The sequence below is a fragment of the Planctomycetia bacterium genome (assembly GCA_021413845.1).
Taxonomy (GTDB): Bacteria; Planctomycetota; Planctomycetia; order Pirellulales; family PNKZ01; genus PNKZ01.
Genome location: JAIOPP010000121.1, coordinates 1 through 21,352 on the forward strand (window position 1 = coordinate 1; position 21,352 = coordinate 21,352).

15 protein-coding genes are annotated in these 21,352 nt (G+C 62.3%); 6 read left to right on the plus strand and 9 right to left on the minus strand.

What is annotated here, in order from left to right:
• Positions 1 to 143 precede the first annotated feature (143 nt).
• The 3 genes from K8U03_21490 to K8U03_21500 are packed head-to-tail and all read right to left on the minus strand — an operon-like array spanning position 144 to position 1,351.
• Positions 144 to 683: a hypothetical protein gene (locus K8U03_21490; protein ID MCE9607469.1), complete on the minus strand. Its 540-nt coding sequence runs from the start codon at positions 681 to 683 to the stop codon at positions 144 to 146.
• A gap of 51 nt (positions 684 to 734) precedes the next feature.
• The gene (locus tag K8U03_21495) at positions 735 to 1,124 is read right to left on the minus strand and encodes a type II toxin-antitoxin system VapC family toxin (protein MCE9607470.1); all 390 of its coding nucleotides are present in this window, start codon (positions 1,122 to 1,124) and stop codon (positions 735 to 737) included.
• Positions 1,121 to 1,351 (minus strand): hypothetical protein, encoded by a 231-nt coding sequence (locus tag K8U03_21500; GenBank protein MCE9607471.1) that lies wholly within the window; start codon positions 1,349 to 1,351, stop codon positions 1,121 to 1,123. The genes K8U03_21495 and K8U03_21500 overlap by 4 nt, the downstream gene beginning before the upstream one ends.
• A 160-nt stretch (positions 1,352 to 1,511) precedes the next feature.
• On the opposite strand from K8U03_21500, the gene K8U03_21505 reads away from it, so the two are divergent.
• Positions 1,512 to 2,621, plus strand: a complete 1,110-nt coding sequence (locus K8U03_21505) for a hypothetical protein (protein MCE9607472.1) — start codon at positions 1,512 to 1,514, stop codon at positions 2,619 to 2,621.
• Between the two features lie 26 nt (positions 2,622 to 2,647).
• Complete coding sequence (locus K8U03_21510) at positions 2,648 to 3,712, plus strand: carbohydrate kinase (protein ID MCE9607473.1); 1,065 nt, start codon at positions 2,648 to 2,650, stop codon at positions 3,710 to 3,712.
• Positions 3,713 to 3,743: 31 nt separating this feature from the next.
• Here the strand turns inward: K8U03_21510 and K8U03_21515 are convergent, their stop codons facing one another.
• Entirely contained in the window at positions 3,744 to 5,489 is a 1,746-nt protein-coding gene (locus tag K8U03_21515) for an amidohydrolase (GenBank protein MCE9607474.1), read from the minus strand.
• A gap of 75 nt (positions 5,490 to 5,564) precedes the next feature.
• A complete protein-coding gene (locus tag K8U03_21520; GenBank protein ID MCE9607475.1) occupies positions 5,565 to 6,923 on the minus strand; it encodes a Gfo/Idh/MocA family oxidoreductase in 1,359 nt (452 codons plus the stop codon).
• A 243-nt stretch (positions 6,924 to 7,166) separates the two neighbouring features.
• Between K8U03_21520 and K8U03_21525 the strand changes: the two genes are divergently transcribed.
• Together K8U03_21525 and K8U03_21530 are read left to right on the plus strand one after the other, a co-directional pair.
• Positions 7,167 to 7,535 (plus strand): cupin domain-containing protein, encoded by a 369-nt coding sequence (locus tag K8U03_21525; protein MCE9607476.1) that lies wholly within the window; start codon positions 7,167 to 7,169, stop codon positions 7,533 to 7,535.
• Between the two features lie 366 nt (positions 7,536 to 7,901).
• The gene (locus K8U03_21530) at positions 7,902 to 11,063 is read left to right on the plus strand and encodes a hypothetical protein (protein MCE9607477.1); all 3,162 of its coding nucleotides are present in this window, start codon (positions 7,902 to 7,904) and stop codon (positions 11,061 to 11,063) included.
• Between the two features lie 115 nt (positions 11,064 to 11,178).
• Here the strand turns inward: K8U03_21530 and K8U03_21535 are convergent, their stop codons facing one another.
• From K8U03_21535 to K8U03_21550, 4 genes are all read right to left on the minus strand, one after another.
• Positions 11,179 to 12,642 carry a DUF1501 domain-containing protein gene (locus K8U03_21535; protein MCE9607478.1) on the minus strand — a complete coding sequence of 488 codons (1,464 nt, stop codon included), beginning with the start codon at positions 12,640 to 12,642 and terminating at the stop codon, positions 11,179 to 11,181.
• A gap of 54 nt (positions 12,643 to 12,696) precedes the next feature.
• Positions 12,697 to 16,005, minus strand: a complete 3,309-nt coding sequence (locus K8U03_21540; GenBank protein MCE9607479.1) for a DUF1549 domain-containing protein — start codon at positions 16,003 to 16,005, stop codon at positions 12,697 to 12,699.
• Between the two features lie 121 nt (positions 16,006 to 16,126).
• Positions 16,127 to 17,092, minus strand: coding sequence for an EF-P lysine aminoacylase GenX (gene genX / locus K8U03_21545; GenBank protein ID MCE9607480.1), 966 nt, complete (start codon positions 17,090 to 17,092; stop codon positions 16,127 to 16,129).
• 30 nt (positions 17,093 to 17,122) lie between these two features.
• Positions 17,123 to 18,070 carry a glycoside hydrolase family 16 protein gene (locus tag K8U03_21550; GenBank protein ID MCE9607481.1) on the minus strand — a complete coding sequence of 316 codons (948 nt, stop codon included), beginning with the start codon at positions 18,068 to 18,070 and terminating at the stop codon, positions 17,123 to 17,125.
• 550 nt (positions 18,071 to 18,620) lie between these two features.
• Between K8U03_21550 and K8U03_21555 the strand changes: the two genes are divergently transcribed.
• On the plus strand, positions 18,621 to 20,213 hold the full coding sequence (locus tag K8U03_21555) for a VWA domain-containing protein (protein ID MCE9607482.1): 1,593 nt from the start codon (positions 18,621 to 18,623) through the stop codon (positions 20,211 to 20,213).
• A gap of 179 nt (positions 20,214 to 20,392) precedes the next feature.
• Entirely contained in the window at positions 20,393 to 21,313 is a 921-nt protein-coding gene (locus K8U03_21560; GenBank protein MCE9607483.1) for a hypothetical protein, read from the plus strand.
• Positions 21,314 to 21,352 lie beyond the last annotated feature (39 nt).

Consider the following 21,352-nt stretch of genomic DNA (forward strand, 5'->3'; position numbering starts at 1 on the left):
GAGCCGTTCACGCGGGCCTACATGACTGCGTTTCCGTTGATCCTCTGCGCCGTCGTCCTTTACGCCGCCGATGCCGTATTGGCGAACCGCCGCAAGAACGCCGACACGTCGAACGCACCGCTGCCGCTGGAAGATCTTTAAGACTACTTACGAAGGGCTGAGTCTCGCTTCGACCTGATCCATAACATCACTAGAGCGACGGTCGCAGCGGTGCCGACCCAACGTGTCGCACCGTGCCCGAATACGACGACGGCATTCAATGCCATGAACGCCATGAACCCCTGCACCGCGAAATCGTACCGACGTGGTCGTCGGCGATAACCTTCGCGATCGCAAAGTTGCCATGCCGCATCGCCGACCCAAACGACGGTGAACAGATAGTTGAGATACAGCCCTTCGCCGAATCGCCGGCCGACGACTTCGGCCGAGCGGACGGCCGTATGTTCAAGCGCCGCGGCATGGCTCCAATGATGAAAATAGTGGAACGCGCAAGCGACATGTACGATATAGAACAAGCACCCGAGCCCCCACAACGACGCCGCAAGACCATCGACCGATGCGCTCCGACCGTCCGACGCGCGCGAGCCGAGCGAGCGCTCCTTGATCCGCAACCCCAAGCCGAGCGCATAGCACGCCATCGCGATACGCACGGTCCAGTGGGTAAGAAGTTCGCCGGTATCCACGTTATCGAAGCATGCTCGATCTAGAATCCGAATCGTAAATAACGATCGCAGTTACCAAACTCGTGTTACGCCATATCGGTCGAAGATCGGGTCGGCGCTGAGAAGCGTCAACTCTTCCCGGAGCGACTGAGCAACCAAGAGCCGATCGAAAGGATCGCCGTGATGTCGCGGCAGAGTTTCGACATCGACGACGTGCGTTAGATCGATGGTCAACAGCTTAAAGTTATTCCGAGCGATCTCACGCGGTAGAAAAATCTCGCATGGTTCCCCGAGTTGCAGCTTGCCCGATCCGCTCTTGATCGCGATTTCCCAGCAAGCGGCCAGGCTGATCAGTTTGAGATTGCGAGGCTCTTCGATAAGCGATTTGGCAACGCCGCTGAGGCGAGGATGGTTCCATACGAACCAAAGAAAAGCGTGAGTATCGAGCAATAAGCTCGTCACTCCATATACTCCCGAAACTCGTCCAACGGTTCATCGAAATCATCCGCCATCCAATGAGGAAGATGTGCGGCGCTTCCGGCTTTGCACGGCCACTCGCCTGCGGTCGAACGGGTCAGCACAGCCAGCGGTTGGTCGTTCTGCAGAATGACGAGCTGCTCGCCGGGTAAGAGTCCGGAAATGATCTCCGGCAAGCGCGCTTGCGCTTCTTGAATGTTGACGGTAACCATAATGAACTCACAGTTTGAATGCTCGGCGCATCGGAGCCACGGCTGCATTATACCTCAATTTCACTATGCCTTTCAAATCCGCCGGCTCAAGTCACCCATTGGCTCCGCAGCGGCTCGCGAACATAATATCCGGCTCGGCTTACCGGCAACGTGTCTGGAGATCGTCGGCGTGGAACCGCTTGATTTTACTCGCTTGAAGGTCTTCCCGCTCGCGGCGCGCAAGAGTTTGTCGCGGGTCCAAGACATTTTGATCGATCCGGACGCTCCGCCGAAGCCCTGCGACGCGCACAATCTCGAACTCATCGCGATGTGCGCCGAACGGATGCTCGCCGCGCGCCGGCGCGACGCCTCGATCATGCTCATCTACGGGGCGCATCTTTTGCGCAACGGCACCGCGCGCATCATGGAACGGCTCATGGCCCGCGGACTCGTCACGCATCTCGCCACGAACGGGGCCGGCACGATCCACGATTGGGAATTCTCCTGGTTCGGCGAATCGTGCGAGAGCGTGCGCATGAACGTCTCCGAGGGAACCTTCGGCGCTTGGCATGAGACGGCCTTGCATATCCATCTCGCTCTGCTGGCCGGCGGCGTTCGTCGCGAAGGCTACGGTCGCTCGCTCGGTCGCCTGATTATCGAAGACGGCGTCACGCTGCCGACCATCGCGGAGCTCGAAACGGCGATTCGCGCCGAGCCGGGCCACCCGCTCACGGCGGCCCGAGCCGATCTCTTGCGCGCGATGCAAGTGCATGGCTTGGCGCCGGGCCGCACCGAGGTGCTGCATCGTTGGAAGGAAGCGTCGATCGTGGCTCAGGCGTTTCGCCACGGCGTGACGATGACCGTGCATCCCGGCATCGGCTACGACATCATCTCGAACCATCCGATCTTCAACGGCGCCGTGATCGGTCGCGGTGCCGAGACCGATTTCAAACTGTTCGGCGCGAGCGTCGAAGGGCTCGACGGCGGCGTGGTCATGTCGGTCGGCTCGGCGATCATGGGCCCGCAGGTGTTCGAGAAGAGCCTAAGCTGCGTGAACAATCTGCGCATGCAAGACGGTCGGCCGACGGTGAGCGACCATTCTTTCTTCGTCGTCGATCTGCAAGACGGCGGGCGCTGGGACTGGTCGCAAGGGGAGCCGCCGAAGACGAACCCCGCTTATTATCTCCGCTTCTGCAAGAGCTTCGCCCGCATGGGAGGAACGATGCAGTACCTGCAATGCGACAACGCCCTCTTCCTCCACCACCTTTATCATAAACTGCGCGACGCATGATGTCCGACCGCACGACCTCCGAGCGTATGACTCCGGCCCGCTTCGACGACCTCACGGCGCGCTATGCGTCGCTGCGCATCGCGCTCGTCGGAGATTTTTGCCTCGATCGCTATCTCGAAATCGATCCCGCGCGCGAAGAGCTTTCGATCGAAACCGGTCGCGCCGTTCACAACGTCGTCCGCGTGCGCAGTCAGCCGGGAGGCGCGGGAACCATTCTTAACAATCTCGCGGCGCTCGGCATCGGCCGCATCCACGCGATCGGCTTCTCCGGCGACGACGGCGAGGGCTTCGAGCTTCGCCGCGCGTTGGCCGAACGCCGTACGCCCGACGGCCGCGCTTGCGTCGACCTCACGCACTTCCGCACCTCAACCGCGCGCCGCACGTTCACGTATTGCAAGCCGCTCGTCGTCGAAGCGGGCCGCGATCCCGTCGAGCTGAACCGGCTCGACAGCAAAAACTGGACGCCGACGCCGCGCGACTTGGAAGACGCGTTGATCGACGCCGTCGCAAGCTTGCGCGACGAAGTCGATGCCGTGATCCTGCTCGATCAAGTCGACGTTCCGGAAACGGGAGTCGTGACGCAACGAGTGCGCGAAGCGGTCGCGGAGACGTTTGCCTCGCGTCCCGAAATCGTCGTGCTGGCCGACAGCCGGCGCGGACTGAGCGAGTTCCCGAAACTCGGCTTCAAGATGAACGCCGCGGAATTGCACCGCATGAGCGAGGTCCGACTCGATACGAACGCAGCCGATCTCGACGCCGTGCGCGCCGCCGGCGCAGCGCTGGCCCAAGCCAACGGCAAGCCGGTGTTCGTCACTTTGGCCGAGCGCGGCATCGTCGGGGCGTTGCCGAATCACGACGTGTCAGGCGGCGCGGCGGTCGAGCACGTTCCCGCGCTGCCGGTGCGTGGGGCGATCGACGTCGTCGGCGCCGGCGACTCCGTGACGGCGAACCTCTCGGCCGCGCTCGCCGCAGGCTCGACGATCCGCGAAGCCCTGGAGCTGGCGATGGCCGGCGCATCGCTCGTCGTACATCAACTCGGCACGACCGGCACGGCGAACGTCGCCGAGTTGCGAGCGTTGTTATTCCGCTAACGTTGCGCCGACCGAAACCGAAATCGTTCGCTTACTTTGCTTGATAAACCAACTTGCCGCCGAGGTAAGTCCGCAGCACTTGCGTCTCGCGCACCTGATCGACGGGGCACGTGAGCGGATCGCGATCGACGACGATCAAGTCGGCGAGCTTGCCCGGTTCGAGCGAGCCGGTCTGCTCTTCCAAGAACATCAGCCGCGCATTGTAAAGCGTGTACATCTTCAACACGTCGGCTCGCGAAGGGGTCTCTTCCGGATGCAACGGCTCCGTCAAACCGCGCGGGATGCGCGTCATCGCGATCTCCATGCCGAGAAACGGATCGTAAGGGTTCACGCTCCGCATCGAGCCGATCTTTTGCATGTGATCGCTCCCGCCGCCGACCGTAACGCCGGCCGCGAACAAGCTCTTGAGCGGTTGGAAGTAGCGCGTGCGGGCTTCGCCGAATTGCAGCTTCAACGTTTCGCCGTCGAGGAACAACCACGCCGGTTGGATATCGACGTACACTCCGAGTCGCGCCGCTTGTTCGACCGACTCCTTGCTCATGAAGTTCGAGTGGACCAAGCAGGGGCGCGTCTTCGCGATCGGATTCGATTTGTTCACTTCCTCGTAAGCAGCCAACAACGCATGCACGGCTCCGTCGCCGACGCTATGCGCCGTGAACTGCAAGCCGGATTCCACCGCGGCGCGCACCATCGGCACGAGCTTCTCGTTCGGGATGTAGAGCATGCCGCGATAGTTGGGATCGGTGATCGAGTAGATCTTGCTCACGCCCCAAGGCTCGCGCATGTAAGCGCTGCCGGTCAGCATGCCGCCGTCGAGAAAGCATTTGATCCCGACGATCCGCAACATCGGGCCTCCTTTGCAGAGGGGCTCGTTGGCGACGTTCTTAATGCCCTCGACGAGCTTCTCGACCGCGCCGCTGCCGCCGACTCCGCGCGACACGGCGACGCGCACCGTCAGCTTGTCGTCGGCCAAGAGCTTCTGATACTGAGCGGTCGCCCCTTGCGAGCTGTTGCGATCGACGATGCCCGTGATACCGCGGCGATTGTAATCGGCGAAGAGCTCCGCGAGCCGGGCTTGCGATTCTTCCGGCGATGCCGATTTCTTCTTCTTGCTCGGAGTGATCTTCAAATAACCGCCGCCGCTGCGAAGGATGCCGGTCGGCTCACCGGTCGTCGGATCCTTTTCGATTTTGCTCCCCGGATTGTCCGGCTTGAAGTCTTTGTCGATCCCGGAAACCTTCAGCGCAAGCGAGCTCACCGAGTTGTCGGGCCCGGTGGAAAACGCAACGGGGTTGTTCGGCGCCGCGGCGTCGAGCTCGGCTTTCGTCGGATAGCGACGCTCCTTGAGTCGCGTGATGAACACTTGGCTCATCGTGATCCATTCGCCCGGCTCCACGACCTTCGCGCGAGCCGAGATATAGTCGAGCACGTCTTGAATCGAATTCATGTCCGGAATCGGATGATCGAACTCGTGCATCGCGGCGCCGGTCGGATGCGTGTGCGAATCGATCAGCCCGGGCAGCACGGTCTTGCCGGCTGCGTCGACCACTTCGGTCTTCGGCCCGCGGAGCTTGAGCACCGTAGCGTTGTCGCCCACGCCGATGATCTTCCCCTCGCGCACGGCCACGGCTTCGACGATGCTCATGTTCGCATCGACGGTATGCACGCGCCCGTTATGCACGATCAGATCGGCCGGTTGTTCTTGAGCTTGCGATGCGGACGAGTACGCGAAGAGGATCGCGGCGAAGTAGACGAAGCGATGACGAGGAAAAATCATGGAGGTAGGTCCGACGTGAGAAGAAGCCGAATCCGGCGACAGAGCAAAACGGAAATCAGAGCGAACAACCCGGCCTTACAACGTCCAGCCCGCGCGATACTCGCGCCGGATGAAGCGATCGGCCTCGGGTGCGTTCACGGCTTTCATCGCCGCGGCGTCCCAAGTGATCTTCTTGCCGACTCGATAGGCGACGTTCCCCAAGTGGTTGGCTTCGGTGAGCAGGCCCGAGTATTCGAAGTCGGCGGAGCACTTTGCGCCGGTCTTACAAGCGGCGAGCCATTCTTCATGCTGGCTCGCCACGCGCGGGATCGTCGGCGCGGGAGTTTGGATGCCTTTGAAGTCGGCTTCCGGCAGGAGGACGTACTTTCCGTAATCGCTCAGGAGCATCCCCTTATCGCCGATGAAGAGCACGCCGTTCTGCCATTGCGGAATCTTATTGTCGGTCCAGATCTTAGGTTTGCTTTCCCCTTGATGCCATGTGAGCGTTACGGCAGGCATGTCGCCGCGGGCATCGTATTCGTACACGGCGCTCATCGTGGCCGGCGCGAGCTCGGGATGCGCGGGAGGCCCGAAGGCTTCGATCGTCCGCGGAGCTTTAAGCTTCAGGGCCCAGAACGGCAGGTCGTTGCGATGGCTGCCGAGATCGCTCATCGTGCCGCTGCCGAAATCCCACCAGCGATACCACTTCGGGCCGGGATGATAGACGCTGCTGAACGGACGCTCCGGAGCAGGGCCGAGCCAGAGATCCCAATCGAGCCCCTTCGGGATAGGCTCGACGGTCTTCGGCCGCTCGACGACGTAGACCAAGTCTTTGTTCCGCTTCGCCGCTTCTTCGCTTTGCAAGCCCCAAGCGCGCGAGACCCAAGCATGGGCTTCGCGAACCGGACCGATCGCGCCGGCGGCGATCAGCTCGACGACTTGGCGCGAGTTTTCGTTGCCGTGGATCTGAATGCCCATCTGCGTGGCGACGTTCGCCTTGGCCGCCGCTTCGCGAATGCGGCGGGCTTCGTAGATGCTGTGCGTCAGCGGCTTTTCGCAGTAGACGTGCTTGCCGAGTTGCAGAGCCGGCAGGGTCGCGAAGGCGTGCGTGTGTTCGCAAGTGCTCACGACGACGGCGTCGAAATCCTTATGGGCCGTGTCGAAGAGCCGGCGGAAGTCGACGAACGATTTCGCTTTCGGATGCTTCGCCTTCGCGGCATCCAAGCGCGGGCCGTCGACATCGCAGACGACCGTGATGTTCTCCCCGCCGACGGAATCCATGTTCGATCCGCCTCGCCCACCGACGCCGATGCAAGCGATGTTCAGTTTCTCGTTGAGGTTGCGACCTCGCACGATCGCCGGCGCGGCCAGCGCGCCGAGGCCGACGGCGGTCGAAGCGGCAAGAAACTCGCGACGGGTCGCGGCACGCGCGGAACCGAGAGTGCGATGCGCCATGGCATAAATCTCCGGAAGGCAAATGGGCGGGAAGGGGAGCGGGCAGGAGCGTTCTTACGCGGATCTCAACGATTCATAGGACGTCGATCAATAGAACATCGATTAATAGGACAGCGATTAATAGGACAGCGGTGCGGTAGTATAACGTGCCGAGCGAGGGGGGTGTGAGAGTCGGCCGCGAAGAAGTTTTCGGGCCGAAAGCGACTGTTCGCAGAGCGGAAAATCAGACCAGGAGCGAGATCGATGGACGTTTGGAACATTGCGGCCGTCGCGCCGTTTGCGACGAAAGACGGCTCGGAGATTCGCGAGCTGTTGAACTCCGGCAACTCCTGCATTCGGAACCAGAGCTTGGCCGAAGCGCGACTGCCGAGCGGCACCGGCACCACGCCGCACCATCATCCGCTGGCCGAAGAGATCTACTACATCCTGACCGGCAGCGGCCGAATGCGGATCGAAGCCGAGACGCGCGAGGTCGGGCCCGGCGATGCCATCGCGATCGCGGCCGGAGCGCGACATCAGATCATGAACACCGGAGACGTCGAATTGAAGTTTCTCTGTTGCTGCGCACCCGGCTATCGCCACGACGACACGGTACTCGACCCGACGTTCTGACCTCGGCCCGAACTCGGTCTCATCGTTGCGCTCGGAAGGGGCGGTTGGAAGGAGCGGCCGTGGACGGGCCGGGGAGCCGCTCCCTCGTCGGAAGGGCGTGCCGGCGGCAAGGTTTAACGCCTATCCGAGGTGTGCCGTAGGAGGTTCGGCAGCGGCATTGCCGGCGGAACCTACCAGCAGGTCGTGTTTGTCGTGTGTGCGTAACGGCTTAGGTGCCGCGCAGCAGTCCTTTGCCGGCAGCTGCGCCAATATAAATCTTCGGAGCTTACCTCTAAGAACATGCAGGCGACTGCCGATTCCCATTGATACGGAATGCATGGACGGCATCTTTGGAGCTTTCCGCTTCAACCACGGACGGTCGACGTTATGACAAAGCAAAAAGCGACACCGATTTGGCCGTTCATGCTGGCCTTGGTGTTCTTGTTCGCCATGAGCCTGACTTCGCCTCGTGGTTGGGAAGCGTTTGCGCAACGATCCGAACTCGAAGCGCCGGCCGGCAAGGTCGTCAACGGCCCGAAGCCGGCGAGCATTCCGACGCAAACCCGTCCGCAGTTCGTCGGCCATGAATCGGTCGCTCCCGCTCCTTCGCCGATGCCTGGCTTGCGTGCCGAAACCCGACCTCGCATCACCGCGGAATTCGCTCCCGCTGCGAGCGCACCTGCACAGCCGAACCTGAACACGAGCACGTCGACAGCCGGCGCAACGCAGTTGCCTGCACCGAGCATGACAGCGGTTGCCCCTTTCCGCCTCAACGGTAGCCCGCGCGTGCAAGCGATCGAAGCGTCGATGCCGACGCCGGCTGCGATCGACCTGACCTCTTCGTTCGCCGCCCCGACCCCGAAGCCGGTCGCCCTGCCGCCGGCGCAACTGTCGGGCCCGACCTTAAACAAGACGCCGTTAGTCAAAGCCCCGGTCGTGCAGCCGCCGGTTGTGCAGCCGATCGCGCAACCACAACCAATCGCGCAGCCAACCGTGTCGCCGGCACCAAGCCTCGTCGCGACGCCGAAGCCTGAGACTCGTCCGGTCGCGGAAGTGAGCCTGTTGCCGAAGAAGAATGTGCCGACTTTGGCTCCTCCGATCCAAGCCCCGGTCGCTCAACCGAACCTGATCTCGGCGCAACCGGCTCCTTCGCAATCGACTCAGCTGAAGCCGATCGAACCTAAGTTGGCCGAACCGAAGCCAGCCGAACCGAAGTTGGTTCAGTCCGCGCCGGTCGCACCAACCCCGCTCGCGATCCCCGCTCCGCCGGTGCAAACTCCGCCGAGTGGCTTCTCGTTGCACGGTGGTCATCGTCCGACTGCCGCCACGCCGACGGTCGCCGCGCCGGCTCCCGTGCGCGATCCGAGCTTGGTCGCGCATCGCCCGGATGTCGCTCCGCTGAAGAAGCCCGTCGCGGTGGAATCGCCGGTTGCGAAACCAGCGGCTCCGTCGAGCCTCTCGCCTCTGCCGCGCACGCAGCAGACGGTGGAAATTCCACCAGCCGTGCAGCCCGAGAAGACCTGGTGGCCGAAGCCGGCCGATCTGTTCGCCCGCTTAGACCGGCTGCAACAACGGCGCGAGACGAAGCCTTGGGCCGAACGGACCTCGAAGCTCTTAAGCCATCTCTCGCAGTTGAACGACACCTCGTCGGGCGGCATCCAAGAGACGGTCGGCATGCTGCGCGCCGCAGTAGCGGATACGCATCTCGTCGACGAACGCGATCTCGACGCCGCCACGGCCGTCGAAGTTCGCCTCACGCGCCACGCCTTGATTCGCCGGCTCGACGTTTGGGAATCGCTCGGCAACTTGCTGAAGAAGCGACATGCCGGAGTCGAAGTCGACCTCGCGGCGAACGACACCAAGCAACTCGAACTCTGCTTGGTCGAAGTCGATCGTCACGTCGCCGCCTCGGGCGAGACCGGTCAACAATGGCGCAACTACCTGATGCTCGACCCGCTCGGCGAAGTCGCGCAAGGCAAGGTCGATCGTAAGCATCGCCGCGATCTCGCGCAAACCATCTTAGAACGCATTCAACGGGCCGGCGCCACGTCGGATCAAAACACGTTCTTAAGCGAAGGGCCGTTCGCTCAACTGACCGACCAACTCCGCAGCTTCGCGGCCGAAGAAGTCGACGGCCGCAAGTTGCTCGAAAGCATCGAGCGCTTCGAAGCCGGCGGCTTGCCGACCGATGCCCACGCGCTGGCCGCGCAGTGTCGTCTGCTCGATGCTTCGATCGACGAAGAACGCCGGCAACTCGCGACCTGGCTCACCTCGCACTATCGCAACGCGAACGTCCGCGTCACGCTTTCGGCCGACTTGCTCAACCGGATGATGCCGGCCGAACTGAAGAAGAGCGGTCCGGTAAACGAAATGGTGCTCGGCCTGCCGACGCACGGCTGGAGCACGACGCGCACCGGGGTCGGCATCAAGTTCATGCCGAGCCAAGATCGCCTTGCGATGCGGATGGAAGCCGAAGGGGTCGTGCAAGCGCAAACGCAAACGCATAGCGGTCCGGTTCATGTCTTCAATCAAAGCGACTCGAACTTCATCGCGCATAAAGACGTCGCTCTGACTCCCGAAGGGGTGCAAGTTCATCGGGCCGTGGCTTCGACGCACAGCCGCAATCGGCTTCGCGGCATCAAGACCGACTTCGATCACATGCCGATCCTCGGCTCGATCGTCGAATCGATCGCGATGGATCAGCATGCCGAGAAGAAAGGCCTGGCGCAACAGGAATCGCAGTCGCGCGTCTCGCGCGGCGTCGAGCGAGGCCTCGATGCTGAGATCGACAAACACCTGAAAGACGCCGATGCCGTGTTGAACGAACGGATCTTAACTCCGCTGGCCGGCCTGCAACTCAAGCCGGAAGTGATCGAGATGCAGTCGAACGAAGCTCGCGCGATCATGCGGGTACGGATCGCCGGCGACGACCAACTTGCTTCGCATACTCCTCGACCGCGAGCCTATAGCGACAACGTCGGCAGCGTGCAGGTGCATCAATCGGCCTTGAACAATGTGCTGGAGAAGTCCCAAGTCAACGGTCGACGGTTCACGCTACCGGAGCTGCACCGCTTCGTCGTCGAGAAGTTCTATCTTCCCGATAACGTCGACCCGGCGACGCTGCCGCAAGACTTGGAGATCACGTTCGCGCAAGTCGACCCGATTACGATTCGTTGCGAAGGGGGCCAAATCGAGCTCCGCTTGGCGATCGAAGAGCTCAGTCGCGCCGGCAAGAGCTGGCGCGATTTCGTCGTGCGTGCTCGCTTCAAGACGGAAGTCGTCAACGGTCGGACATGCTTCGTACGCGACGGCTTCGTGAACCTCAGCGGCCAACGGATGAGTGCGACGGCGCAGATTCCGCTTCGCACCGTGTTCGCGAAGGTTTTTCCGGACGATATGTGCGTCGTGATCTGGCCCGACAAGCTGCGTGAGGATCCGCGTTTCGCCGATCTCGACGTCGAACAAGTCGACATTCGCGACGGCTGGATCGGCATGGCGATCGGCCCGCGACGGTTGCAAGCGTCGAACCTGTTGCCGCCGAAACGGTAGAGTTCGCGAGCTCGAAAGATCCGCGTAACCGCAAGCGAGCGACGACACCGATACGACGGACACCGCAACGTCGCTTGCGGTTTCGCGGGCGCCAAGCGTCTTATCTCCATCGCCCTCAACCGGTCGCCACGCGCGTGAGCGCCGCACCTTCATTCAACGTCGGCCGCTCGGGCCTCCCCTTGTATTTATAAACCAGCGCCATGTGATCGAGCCCCAAGAGGTGCAAGATCGTGGCGTGCAGATCATGCACGTGTAGGCGATCTTCGACCGCGTGCAAGCCGAGGTCGTCGGTCGTGCCGATCGTTTGTCCGCCGCGCACGCCGCCGCCTGCCATCCACATCGTGAAGCCGGTCGGGTTGTGATCGCGGCCGTCTCCTTTTTCCGACATCGGAGTCCGGCCGAACTCGCCTCCCCACACGACGAGCGTTTGATCGAGCAGCCCGCGCTGCTTGAGGTCTTTCAAGAGTCCGGCGATCGGCAGGTCCGAGGCTTTGCAGAGGTTGCCGTGGTTCGACTCGATCTTCGAGTGTGCGTCCCACTTGCTGCCGGCTCCGTGATAGATCTGCACGAACCGCGTGCCGCGCTCGACGAGCCGACGCGCAAGCAAGCAGTTGCGGCCCATCACCGCGGTCTCTTTTTGATCGAGCCCGTAGAGCCGTTCCGTCTCGACGGTTTCGTGCGTGAGATCGACCGCACCAGGGGCTTCGGCTTGCATGCGGAACGCCAACTCATAGCCGAGAATGCGAGCATCGAGCTCCGTTTGCAGAGGCCGTTCGAGCGCGTGTTCACGATTCAATCGGTTCAGCAAGTCGAGCTTGCCGAGTTGCTGTTCGTCGGACACTCCGATCGGCGTGTTAAGGTTCGGGATCGGTTCCTTCCCTTGCTGCAGCCGCACTCCCTGATACACGGCAGGCATGAAGCCTGCGCCCCAATTGCGCGGACCGTTGACGACCGACGAAGCGTTGTCTTGCATCACGACGAAGGCCGGCAAGTCTTCGTTCTCGGTGCCGAGACCGTACGAAACCCAACTCCCGAGCGCGGGCCTGCCGGCGAGGATCGATCCGGTGTTCATCTGACAAACGCCGGCCGAGTGGTTGATGCCGTCGGCCCAGCAAGAGCGGAGCACCGCGATGTCGTCGACTTGCTCGGCGATGTGCGGCAACCAATCGCTGACCCAAGTCCCTGCCTGTCCGTGTTGCTTCCACTTCCGCTGCGAGCCCAACAGCGGCGAGCCGTATTCTCCCATCGCCGTGATCACTTTGCCGAAGCTCGGCGGAATCGGCTGCCCGGCGAGTTTATTCAGGAGCGGCTTCGGATCGAACGTGTCGAGCTGGCTCGGCCCACCTTCCATGAAGAGAAAGATGACGCTCTTCGCCGTCGCGCGATGGTGCGAAAGCTTCGCCTGCAACGGGTTCGCCGACTTACCGCTCGCCGACGGCGCGACTCGATCGCTCTCGACAGCAAAGGCCCGATGCTCGCGCAGCAGATGCGCGAGCGCCAGCCCGGCAAATCCGGCTCCACCATCGAGCAGCATGCGTCGCCGCGACAACGACGACAAGCGTTCGGCATCGATACTCATGAACAAATTGCCTTCATCAACTGACCACTGACCACCGATCACCGACCACTGCCGTCAATCCACGTAAATAAACTCGTTCGCATTCAACAGCACATGGCAAAAGTCGATCCACGCTTGTCGCTCGGGAGCGATATCGCTCATCTTAGCGTCGCGGGCACGGAAGCGAATGTCGAGCTTGTTCGCCGAGGTGTCTTTGAACACGCCGGCTTGCGGCTCGAACTCCCAGAAGCCGACCGTCGTCGGGCCGAGCTGTTCGGCGGTGAGCAGTAGTTGTTCGTTCGTCAGCGCAACGTTCGACAATCGCACGTCGTCGACGAGCCCGTCCCAGACTTTGCTGTAAACTCGGTCGCCGCAGCCGCCGATGGTGAACATCCCGCGCTCGCCCGGGATCTTCACCACGCGATGCGCATTCTGCGACGTGAGCAGCGGCTCGTCGTCGTTCGAAAGATCTTTCGCATAGAACGTCACGCCGGTCGGGCCTTGTTCGCCGAGTTTCACCGTGCAGGCGACGAAGTACGGCTTGTTCAGTTGCACGTTGAGGCTCGAAAAGATCGGCTCGTACGTCAGCTGCTCGTAAGCGTCGGTCCCCCAAAGTTGCAACACGAGCATCTGCGGCTTGAACTGCGACTTGCGACTCGTCACCCCGAACGACCAGCCCGGGCTCTGCTTGTCGCCGTTCCAGTGTGCGGCGATCGTGCGCACGCTGGCGTCGTCGTAGGTCGAGCGCAGCACGACGAACGCCTCGACGGTGAAATCGCCGACCGGAAGCTTGGAGCTCTCCGGCACATCGGCTCGGCGCATCGGGCCTTGCGGTTCGAGCACGACCGCGCTGCCGTCGCGAAACGGAATTTTGTCGAGCTTCACGACCGGCGGAGGAACGTCGTCGGGCCGAATCCGTTTGGCTTGCTCGACGAGAAAGCCGGCGGCGGCGCGGCGCTCGTCGTCACTCGGCAAGCGCCCGAACGCGAGGCGAAACGCCGCTTCGACCTTACCGATCGCGTCGCTGCTCGCATGCTCTTCCTCCACGCGACGGGCTAGCGCTTCGGCTTGCTCGAGCATATAGCCGCTGTTGATCATCAGCAGCGCTTGCGTCGGAGTCGTCGTCACGTTGCGGTTCGCCGCGCTTTGAAATCCTTCCGGAGCGTCGAACACATCCAACAGCGGATCGCGCGTATTGCGCAATACGCGGCTATAGATCGAGCGGCGCGGTTTCGAGAAATCGACCGCCGGTCCGCCGGCCGTGAGGTCGAGCTTTCCCGTCGCCGCTAAGAGCGCGTCGCGCACTTGTTCGGCGTCGAGTCGACGAGTCGACATGCGCCACAGCAGCCGGTTCTCCGGATCGACGACGAGCGGATCGGCTCCCTCTCCCGTCGGGAGAGGGCTGGGGTGAGGGGCACCCCTCATCCGGCCTCCGGCCACCTTCTCCCGACGGGAGAAGGCATTCGCGCCATGAGCCGCCTGTTGATACGTTTGCGAAGTCATCATCAGCCGATGCATCCGCTTGATGCCCCAGCCCTCCTTCACGAACTGCGCAGCAAGCCAATCGAGCAGCTCCGGATGAGTCGGCGGTTCGCCTAGGCGGCCGAAGTCGCTGCTCGTCGCCGTGAGGCCGCGACCGAAATGATACTGCCAGATCCGATTGACCATCACGCGCGCCGTGAGCGGATTCTCCGGACGAACGAGCCAATTCGCCAAAGCCGTGCGGCGCCCGGTCGAGTCGAGTCCGGCCGGCGGCATGATGACAGGCGCCTTTTCGCCGAGCACTTCCAAGAACGCCGGCGCGACGGGATCGTTCCCCTTCTTCGGGATGAATACCGGCGGCGCTTCGCGGCCGACATCGCGCACGATCGGCGCCGACGGCAACGGCTCAGGCTTCTGCGCGGCGTGCGTCGCCAGTTGCTTCCGCAGATCGACGAGCTTTTGTTTTTTCGCGTCCTTGAAGTTTCGATCGAGCCGATCGAACTCATACGTCACTTGCCGATACGCCAACGCACCGAGTTGTTTTTCGATCGCCGTTCGCTTGTCGAGCGGGCGGGCGAGAATCTCGCGAATGTCTTCGGGAAATTTTTCCACCGCGCCGCGCTCCACCTTCTCGCGAACCGGTGCCTCGAGCGCTTCCAACTCGGCCAAGATCACGGCGGTTTTCGCGCGCCATGCCGCCATGCGCCGCTCATGCGAGGCTAGTTCCACTTGGGTTGCGAGCGGTAGGTCGTCGTGCGGCAAGATCGGCGCGAGAAAAGCTTGCAGTCGATAGTAGTCTTTCTGCAAGATCGGATCGAACTTATGGTCGTGACACCGTGCGCAGCCCATCCCGAGGCCGAGAAAAACATCGGCGGTGACATCCGTGACGTCGTTGAGCATGTTCGCCCATTGGCCGCGGACGTCGCGATTGTTGTACTCGTAAATTCCGAGTCGCAGGAACGAAGTGGCGAGCTGCGCTTCCGGATCGTCGGGCGCAAGCTCATCGCCGGCGAGTTGCTCGCGCACGAAACGATCGTACGGCTTGTCGTCGTTGAACGCGCGAATCACGTAATCGCGATAGCGCCACGCTTCGGCCCGATAGTCGTCGATGCGAAATCCGTCCGACTCGGCATAGCGGACCAGATCGAGCCAATGCCGCGCCCAGCGTTCGCCATACCGCGGGCTCGCCAACAGCCGATCGATCAACTTCTCGAACGCCTCGGGCGAGTCGTCGGCAACGAACGCATCGACCTCGTCCGGCGACGGCGGCAAGCCGACGAGATCGAAATAGGCACGGCGAATCAACACCGCACGTTCGGCCGGCGGCGAGGGAGCGAGCTTCGCGCTCTCGAGCTTGGCGCGCACGAACCGGTCGATCGGATTCCGCGACCAAGCGGCAGCGGCGACCTCCGGCAGCGCCGGCTCGCGCACCGGCTGGAACGCCCAATAGCGCCGATCTTCGTCGGTGATTTTTCCGCGCGGACGCGCCGCCGATTTCGTGTCGTCGCCCGGCCAAGGGGCTCCGCGACGCACCCATTCGACCAATACCGCAACATCGGCGTCGGGCAACTTTCCTTTCGGCGGCATGCGCGGATAATCTTCTTCGTAACGCACGGCCGTGATCAGTAGGCTTTGCTTGAGATCGCCGGGCACGAGCGCCGCGCCGCTGTCGCCGCCCGTGAGCATCGACCCGCGCGAGTCGAGCATGAGCCCGCCGTTGTCTTTGCCGGCGGCATGGCTATGGCAAGCGAAACAATGCTTCGCCAAGATCGGGCGAACGGCCGCGTCGAAGAACTGCGCGTCTTTCGCAGCGTCCGCAGCGACGGCAACATCGAGCCATGCGCAGAACAGGGCCGGCGCGAGCCAAAGTCTTAGCGTAATCGGCCGGCGCGGGAAGGGCATCCGAAGCTCGCGGGCGGAGGGGAAGCGAAACGGCCTCTCCATCATAAGCCGTGGGTTCGGCTACGTCACTGGCGAAGGGCGTCTTCAGAGAAACAGGCCTGAGGAAAATCCGCTGGTGAATTCAGGCCCGTTCGATCGGGAAAGCGATCACGTCCGTGATCTCGCGCTTCCCCGCCACGAGCATCAGTAGGCGATCGAAGCCGAGCGCGCAGCCGGTGCAGGGGGGAAGCCCGGCGCGCATGGCTTCGACGAGCCGGCTCTCGACCGGCAGCGTCGACTTGCCGTCGGCGGCGCGCAGCCGATTGTTTTCCACATTCCGCGCGACCAGCGCTTCGGCATCGAGCAGTTCATGATAGCCGTTCGCCAGCTCGATGCCGTCGACATAGAGTTCGAACCGTTCGGCAACCGGCAACGCTTCGGCTCGCACCTGCGCCAGCGCCGCTTGGCTCGGCGGATAGTCGCACAAGATCGTCGGGCTCGAAGCACCCAACCGGGGCTCGATCAATTCCGTCAGCAAGAGATCGAGCCACGCATCGCGATCCGTGTCGTCGCCGAAGGCCGCGGCGGCATTCGGAAGCCGCGCACGCGCCGCTTGCCGCAGGTCGGCGTCGGAGATCACAAGCGGATCGAGACCGACGTACGTCTCGAACGCGTTGCGATAGGTCAGCCGCTGGGCAGTGCCGCGGTTGAGAATCGCTGCGCAGAGATCGCTGAGAAGTTGCATTCCGGCGGTGTAGTCGTCGCCGCGGCGATACCACTCGACGAGCGTAAACTCAGGGTTGTGCCTGCGGCCGCGCTCCCCTTGGCGGAAGACCCGAGCGACTTGATAGATCGCTTCGCCGCCGGCCGCCATGAGTCGCTTCATGGCAAACTCCGGCGAGGTCTGCAAGTACATCGTGCGCGGCTTGCCGAGGCCGGTCAGTTCGGTCGTGAGGGGGTCGAGATGCCGATCGACGACCGTATCGGCCGAAAGAATCGGGGTCTCGACTTCTAAGAACCCGCGTGCCTCGAAGAACGCGCGGACTTGCTTCAACAACTCCGCGCGGGCTCGCAACAGACTCCAATCGGCGGTCGGAAGAAACGACATCGGGCTCTCGCGGACTCACGAACGTAGCAACTACCGGCTGCCGAACGGCAAGGTCTCCGTGCCGCGCGGCTTCGGCTCGCCATACGGCTCCGTCCGATCGTACACGCGCACGTAGTCGACGACCATCTCGGCCGGAAACTTCGTCGTCGCATCCGGCTTGCCGAGAAAGCGCCCGCCGACGGCGACGTTCATCACCAAGTAAAACGGCTGGTCGAACGGCGCGGGCCAGGGGTTGAGCTCCGCTTCCTTCGTCGGCTTCGCACCTTTGTTGCCGTCTTGCTTGTTGCTGCTCCACCACGAAGATTGCGTTTGATGGAGGACGTCGTCGCAATACCAGCGGATCTCGCCCGGCTCCCACTCGACGGCATACGTGTGCATCTCGGCGATCGTGCGCCCCTCGGGCAGGACGTATTCTTTCCCTTTGTAAGCGTTCGCCGGCCATCGGGAGCCGAAGTGCAACGTGCCGTGAATGCGATCCGGCTCCTGACCTTTGGCTTCGAGCACGTCGATCTCGCCCGAGGCGGCCCAGGTGCCGTACTTATCTTCTTGCGGCAACATCCAGAGGGCCGGCCAAACGCCGCGCCCGACGGGAAGCTGCGCCCGCCACTCGAATCTGCCGTAGCGTTTCGCGAAGAGCGAGGTCCCGTCGCGCTTGCGAGACTTCAACTTCGCCGAGGTGTAGCCGCACCCGAGATACGATTCCTTCACGGCTCGAATGTGAAGATTACCGTCGGCTAGGAAAACGTTGTCGGGCGAGGTGGTGTAATACTGCAACTCCTCGTTGCCCCAACCGGAGATCCAAGTGTTGGCGTCGTAATTAAAGAACCCGTTGCCGAGGTCATGGTCCCACTTGCTCTTATCGAGCACGGCACCGTCGAACTCATCGCTCCAGACGAGCTTCCAACCCTCGCGCGCAGGCGGAGGCGATGCGCCGGCAACTTGAGCCTCAGCCCGCTCGGCAATGCCGCCAAGAAGCATCGACACGGCGAGCAATAGGATTCGTAATAAGACGCGCATGCGTAGATTCCTGTAAGAAGCGGTCGGCAACCAACATCGGGAGAAGATCGCCCGGAGCGACCTGCCGATTATCTCTGCGCGTAGAACGGGCTCGCAATACCCGATTCGCGGGAAAGACGACGAATTCGAAGTCATTAGAAACGAGTTTCGCAATGCTCCAGCGAGTTTTGTAACGCCTCAGGGTTCCTCTGCGCGGCGTCGGCTGGGGCGCTTCTCTTCGCGCGCCGGCTGTGGTTCTCGTAAGGTTCGCGCGCGGAATCGTGACAACTCGTTAAGGCTTGCAAGAGTTGCCGCCGAGCGTCTCGACCGCTGCGTAGCTACGGTATGCTTCGTTAAGTATTTGACTTCGAGCAAGAGGTTTCCACTTTGATTCGATGGATGAAAACGGGCCGAGATTCGCCGCAGCGGGGCAAAACGCAGGCAATCGAAAGGTTGGTTAGTTATGAGTGCAGGGAACATTTACTTTACACAAGGCGGTGACGAAGGTTTACGATCGCGACTCCCCAGCGCGATGAATTCACAAGGGGACACAAGCGCGGGAGCTCGAACGAGTTTCCGCGATGTACGAGCCGCTTCGGCCTGGTGCCTCGCGGTTCTGCTCACGCCGGCGATCTTCGTCGGCTCGGCGTTCGCGCAGACGCCTGCGGCGGGGACCACGGCCGGCAGCGCAGCAACCGGAAATTCGACTACTTCCAGTCCGCCGGCAGGCACTTCGACTGAGACGCGGGTAACGGCCAACCGCGTCACGGCCGACGGCACCGCGATCGGCAATCCGTCGCCGGCAGGCGTCGCCCCGGAGGCCGGGCCCGTCGCGGCGAGAATCGCTTGGACGTTCGAGGCGAGCCAAGCGACCGTGCCGTCGCAAGGGGATGCGTTGTATCTGCGCATTCGCATCGACACGGGAAAATCGACCGCGGCGCAAGCGCGCAAGCCGTTGAATGTTGCTCTCGTGCTCGATCGCTCGAACTCGATGAACATCGACTCGAAGCTCGGGTTCCTAATCAAGGCGGCACACTTAGTCACCGACAATCTCACGCCGCAAGACCATGCCGCGCTCGTGACCTATCATCATGAAGTGCAAACGATGGTGCCGATGCATCCGGTCGTGAATCGAGAATATCTTCACGACCGCATCGACGAGATCGAAGCCGACGGCTATACGAACATCAGCGGCGGCTTGCTCGAAGGCATGGCGCAAATGAAGGAGCGCGCCGGAGCGCCGGGCTTGCACCACATGATCCTCTTCACCGACGGCGTCGCCAACGAAGGGGTCACCGATTCCGATAAGCTCGTCGGCATCGTGCGCATGGCCCATGATCGAAACATGACGATCTCGACGATCGGCGTCGGCGTCGAGTACGACGAGTCGCTGATGAAGCGCATGGCGCAGGCCGGCGGCGGACGCTATTCGTACGTCGCACAACCGGACCAGATCCCGGACGTGATCCGCTCGGAACTCGGCTCGCTGTTGGCGGTCGCGGCGCAAAACGCGAAGCTCACGATCGAAGTCCCACCCGGCTTGAAGGTCGATCATATCTTCGGCCGGGAAGAAAGGCTCGGGCCGGGGAAGGTCGAGATTCCGCTGGGCGATCTGACGATCGGAGTCAACCGAACTTTGACGATTCGGATGCGCCCGACGGCGACTTATGGGTTTAGCGGCGGCAAGTTCCCGATCGTCGGGACGCTGACCTTCGACGACGCGACGACGTTCGAGCGGCGAAAATCGCAACAAACGATCGACCTCATCGATCGCCGAACGACGCAAGCCGATCTCAACGAGGTCGCTTCCTTCGGGCAACTCGTCGAGGAAGTCGACAAGATCATCGTGGCCGTGAAGAGCATGGATAGCACGCTGGCGCACGAAGTGCTTCGCTTTCGGCAGAATCAATTTCCGCGTCTCAAACAGGCGGCACTCGCCGGCGGCGATCAGGAGTTCGTGAACAAAGCGTTTCTCTACGAGTATTTCTCGGGCGAGCTCGCCGAGCTCGTCGAGGCCGGCGCGTTGCACGAGCACAACGAAGATCGGCAGCATTTGCAGAAGGACCTGCACTATCGCCACTACTTGATGGAACATCAAGCACACGCGCACGCGAAGCATAAGTAAGCACGCCGCTGCCACTCGATTTCGATCTTCGGCGCGACCGATCGGGACGCGATACGCGCGTCGGCTCGGACGGGTCGAAGCGAGTCGTCGTTCCGACGAAGCGGCAAGCGGCCGAGTTGCCGCCTCGTCTTTACCGTGTTCCCGCCTCGGCCGACCCACGTTTTAGAAGGAGGTAGATCATGAAGCGAATGTTGATCGGCATAGCGCCGGCCATCGTCATGCTCGTGCATGCGATGGCGCCCCCCGCGGCCCAGGCGTCTTGGTTCAGAAGGTGCCACACGTATTACTCACCACGGTATTCGTGCGGTTATTCGAACTACTATCGCCCGACGTATTACGGCTACTCGAATAACGGGTACTCCAACTACGGCTATGCCAACGGCTACGGCAACTACGGTGCGCAATACGGCGGGATGCCGTATGGCGTGCCGGGCGGCTTCGGGGGAAACTCCGCGTTGACGACGATTCTCGCCATGAACGGCGGGCTCGGCGGTGCCAACACGTCGATGTATATGACCGTGCCGATGTCCAACGGATACGGACCTGCGAGCTTGTTGCAGGTTCCGCTCGGCGGCGCGGCCGGACGACCGACGTTTTTGCAAGTGCCGATGGGAGGTGGACCGGGACAACCGATCTATCTGCAAATGGAAATCGGCGGTGGAGCCGGCTCGGCTCCGGTAGCGCCGACTCCAAGATCGGTCGGCAGCACATCGACTCCTTCGTCGGGCAGTTTGGTGGTCGATGAAGAGAGCTCGGAGCGCGTTGCGTCGAACATCGAGGCGACGTTTACCGCTGCCGCGATGCCGTACGTCGTGCAAACGTCGGCTCCCGTCGCAGATCGGACAAGCGCCGTAGCAACGACGGCGACCGACGGTGCGAACGGTTCAGTACCGGAAGTTGCAGACTCGGATTTCGATCCGGGTCGCGGCTCTTCGAGGCTGTTCCGATTCGCGGTGTTCGAGAAGGAACGAAAGAGCCCGGCAGCGCCGACCGCGGCGCCTCGCCGAGAAGTAGAAGCACGGCTCGTCGGCCCGAGCGACGAACTCTCCTCGGAACCGAGCCTTTCCGATAGCTCGATTCCCTGGAAGGTGAAGCAGTAGCTGCCGCACGGACGCGCGGACGATCTCCCCTCGATCACG

What these genes read in the sequence shown, in the direction of transcription:
- K8U03_21560 (MCE9607483.1), top strand. Translation starts at nt 20,393, where the DNA reads ATGAAGCGAATGTTGATCGGCATAGCGCCGGCCATCGTCATGCTCGTG.
- K8U03_21515 (MCE9607474.1), bottom strand. Translation starts at nt 5,489, where the DNA reads ATGATTTTTCCTCGTCATCGCTTCGTCTACTTCGCCGCGATCCTCTTC.
- K8U03_21540 (MCE9607479.1), bottom strand. Translation starts at nt 16,005, where the DNA reads ATGCCCTTCCCGCGCCGGCCGATTACGCTAAGACTTTGGCTCGCGCCG.
- K8U03_21530 (MCE9607477.1), top strand. Translation starts at nt 7,902, where the DNA reads ATGACAAAGCAAAAAGCGACACCGATTTGGCCGTTCATGCTGGCCTTG.
- K8U03_21555 (MCE9607482.1), top strand. Translation starts at nt 18,621, where the DNA reads ATGAATTCACAAGGGGACACAAGCGCGGGAGCTCGAACGAGTTTCCGC.
- K8U03_21535 (MCE9607478.1), bottom strand. Translation starts at nt 12,642, where the DNA reads ATGAGTATCGATGCCGAACGCTTGTCGTCGTTGTCGCGGCGACGCATG.
- K8U03_21550 (MCE9607481.1), bottom strand. Translation starts at nt 18,070, where the DNA reads ATGCTTCTTGGCGGCATTGCCGAGCGGGCTGAGGCTCAAGTTGCCGGC.
- K8U03_21525 (MCE9607476.1), top strand. Translation starts at nt 7,167, where the DNA reads ATGGACGTTTGGAACATTGCGGCCGTCGCGCCGTTTGCGACGAAAGAC.
- K8U03_21520 (MCE9607475.1), bottom strand. Translation starts at nt 6,923, where the DNA reads ATGGCGCATCGCACTCTCGGTTCCGCGCGTGCCGCGACCCGTCGCGAG.
- genX (MCE9607480.1), bottom strand. Translation starts at nt 17,092, where the DNA reads ATGTCGTTTCTTCCGACCGCCGATTGGAGTCTGTTGCGAGCCCGCGCG.
- K8U03_21500 (MCE9607471.1), bottom strand. Translation starts at nt 1,351, where the DNA reads ATGGTTACCGTCAACATTCAAGAAGCGCAAGCGCGCTTGCCGGAGATC.
- K8U03_21510 (MCE9607473.1), top strand. Translation starts at nt 2,648, where the DNA reads ATGACTCCGGCCCGCTTCGACGACCTCACGGCGCGCTATGCGTCGCTG.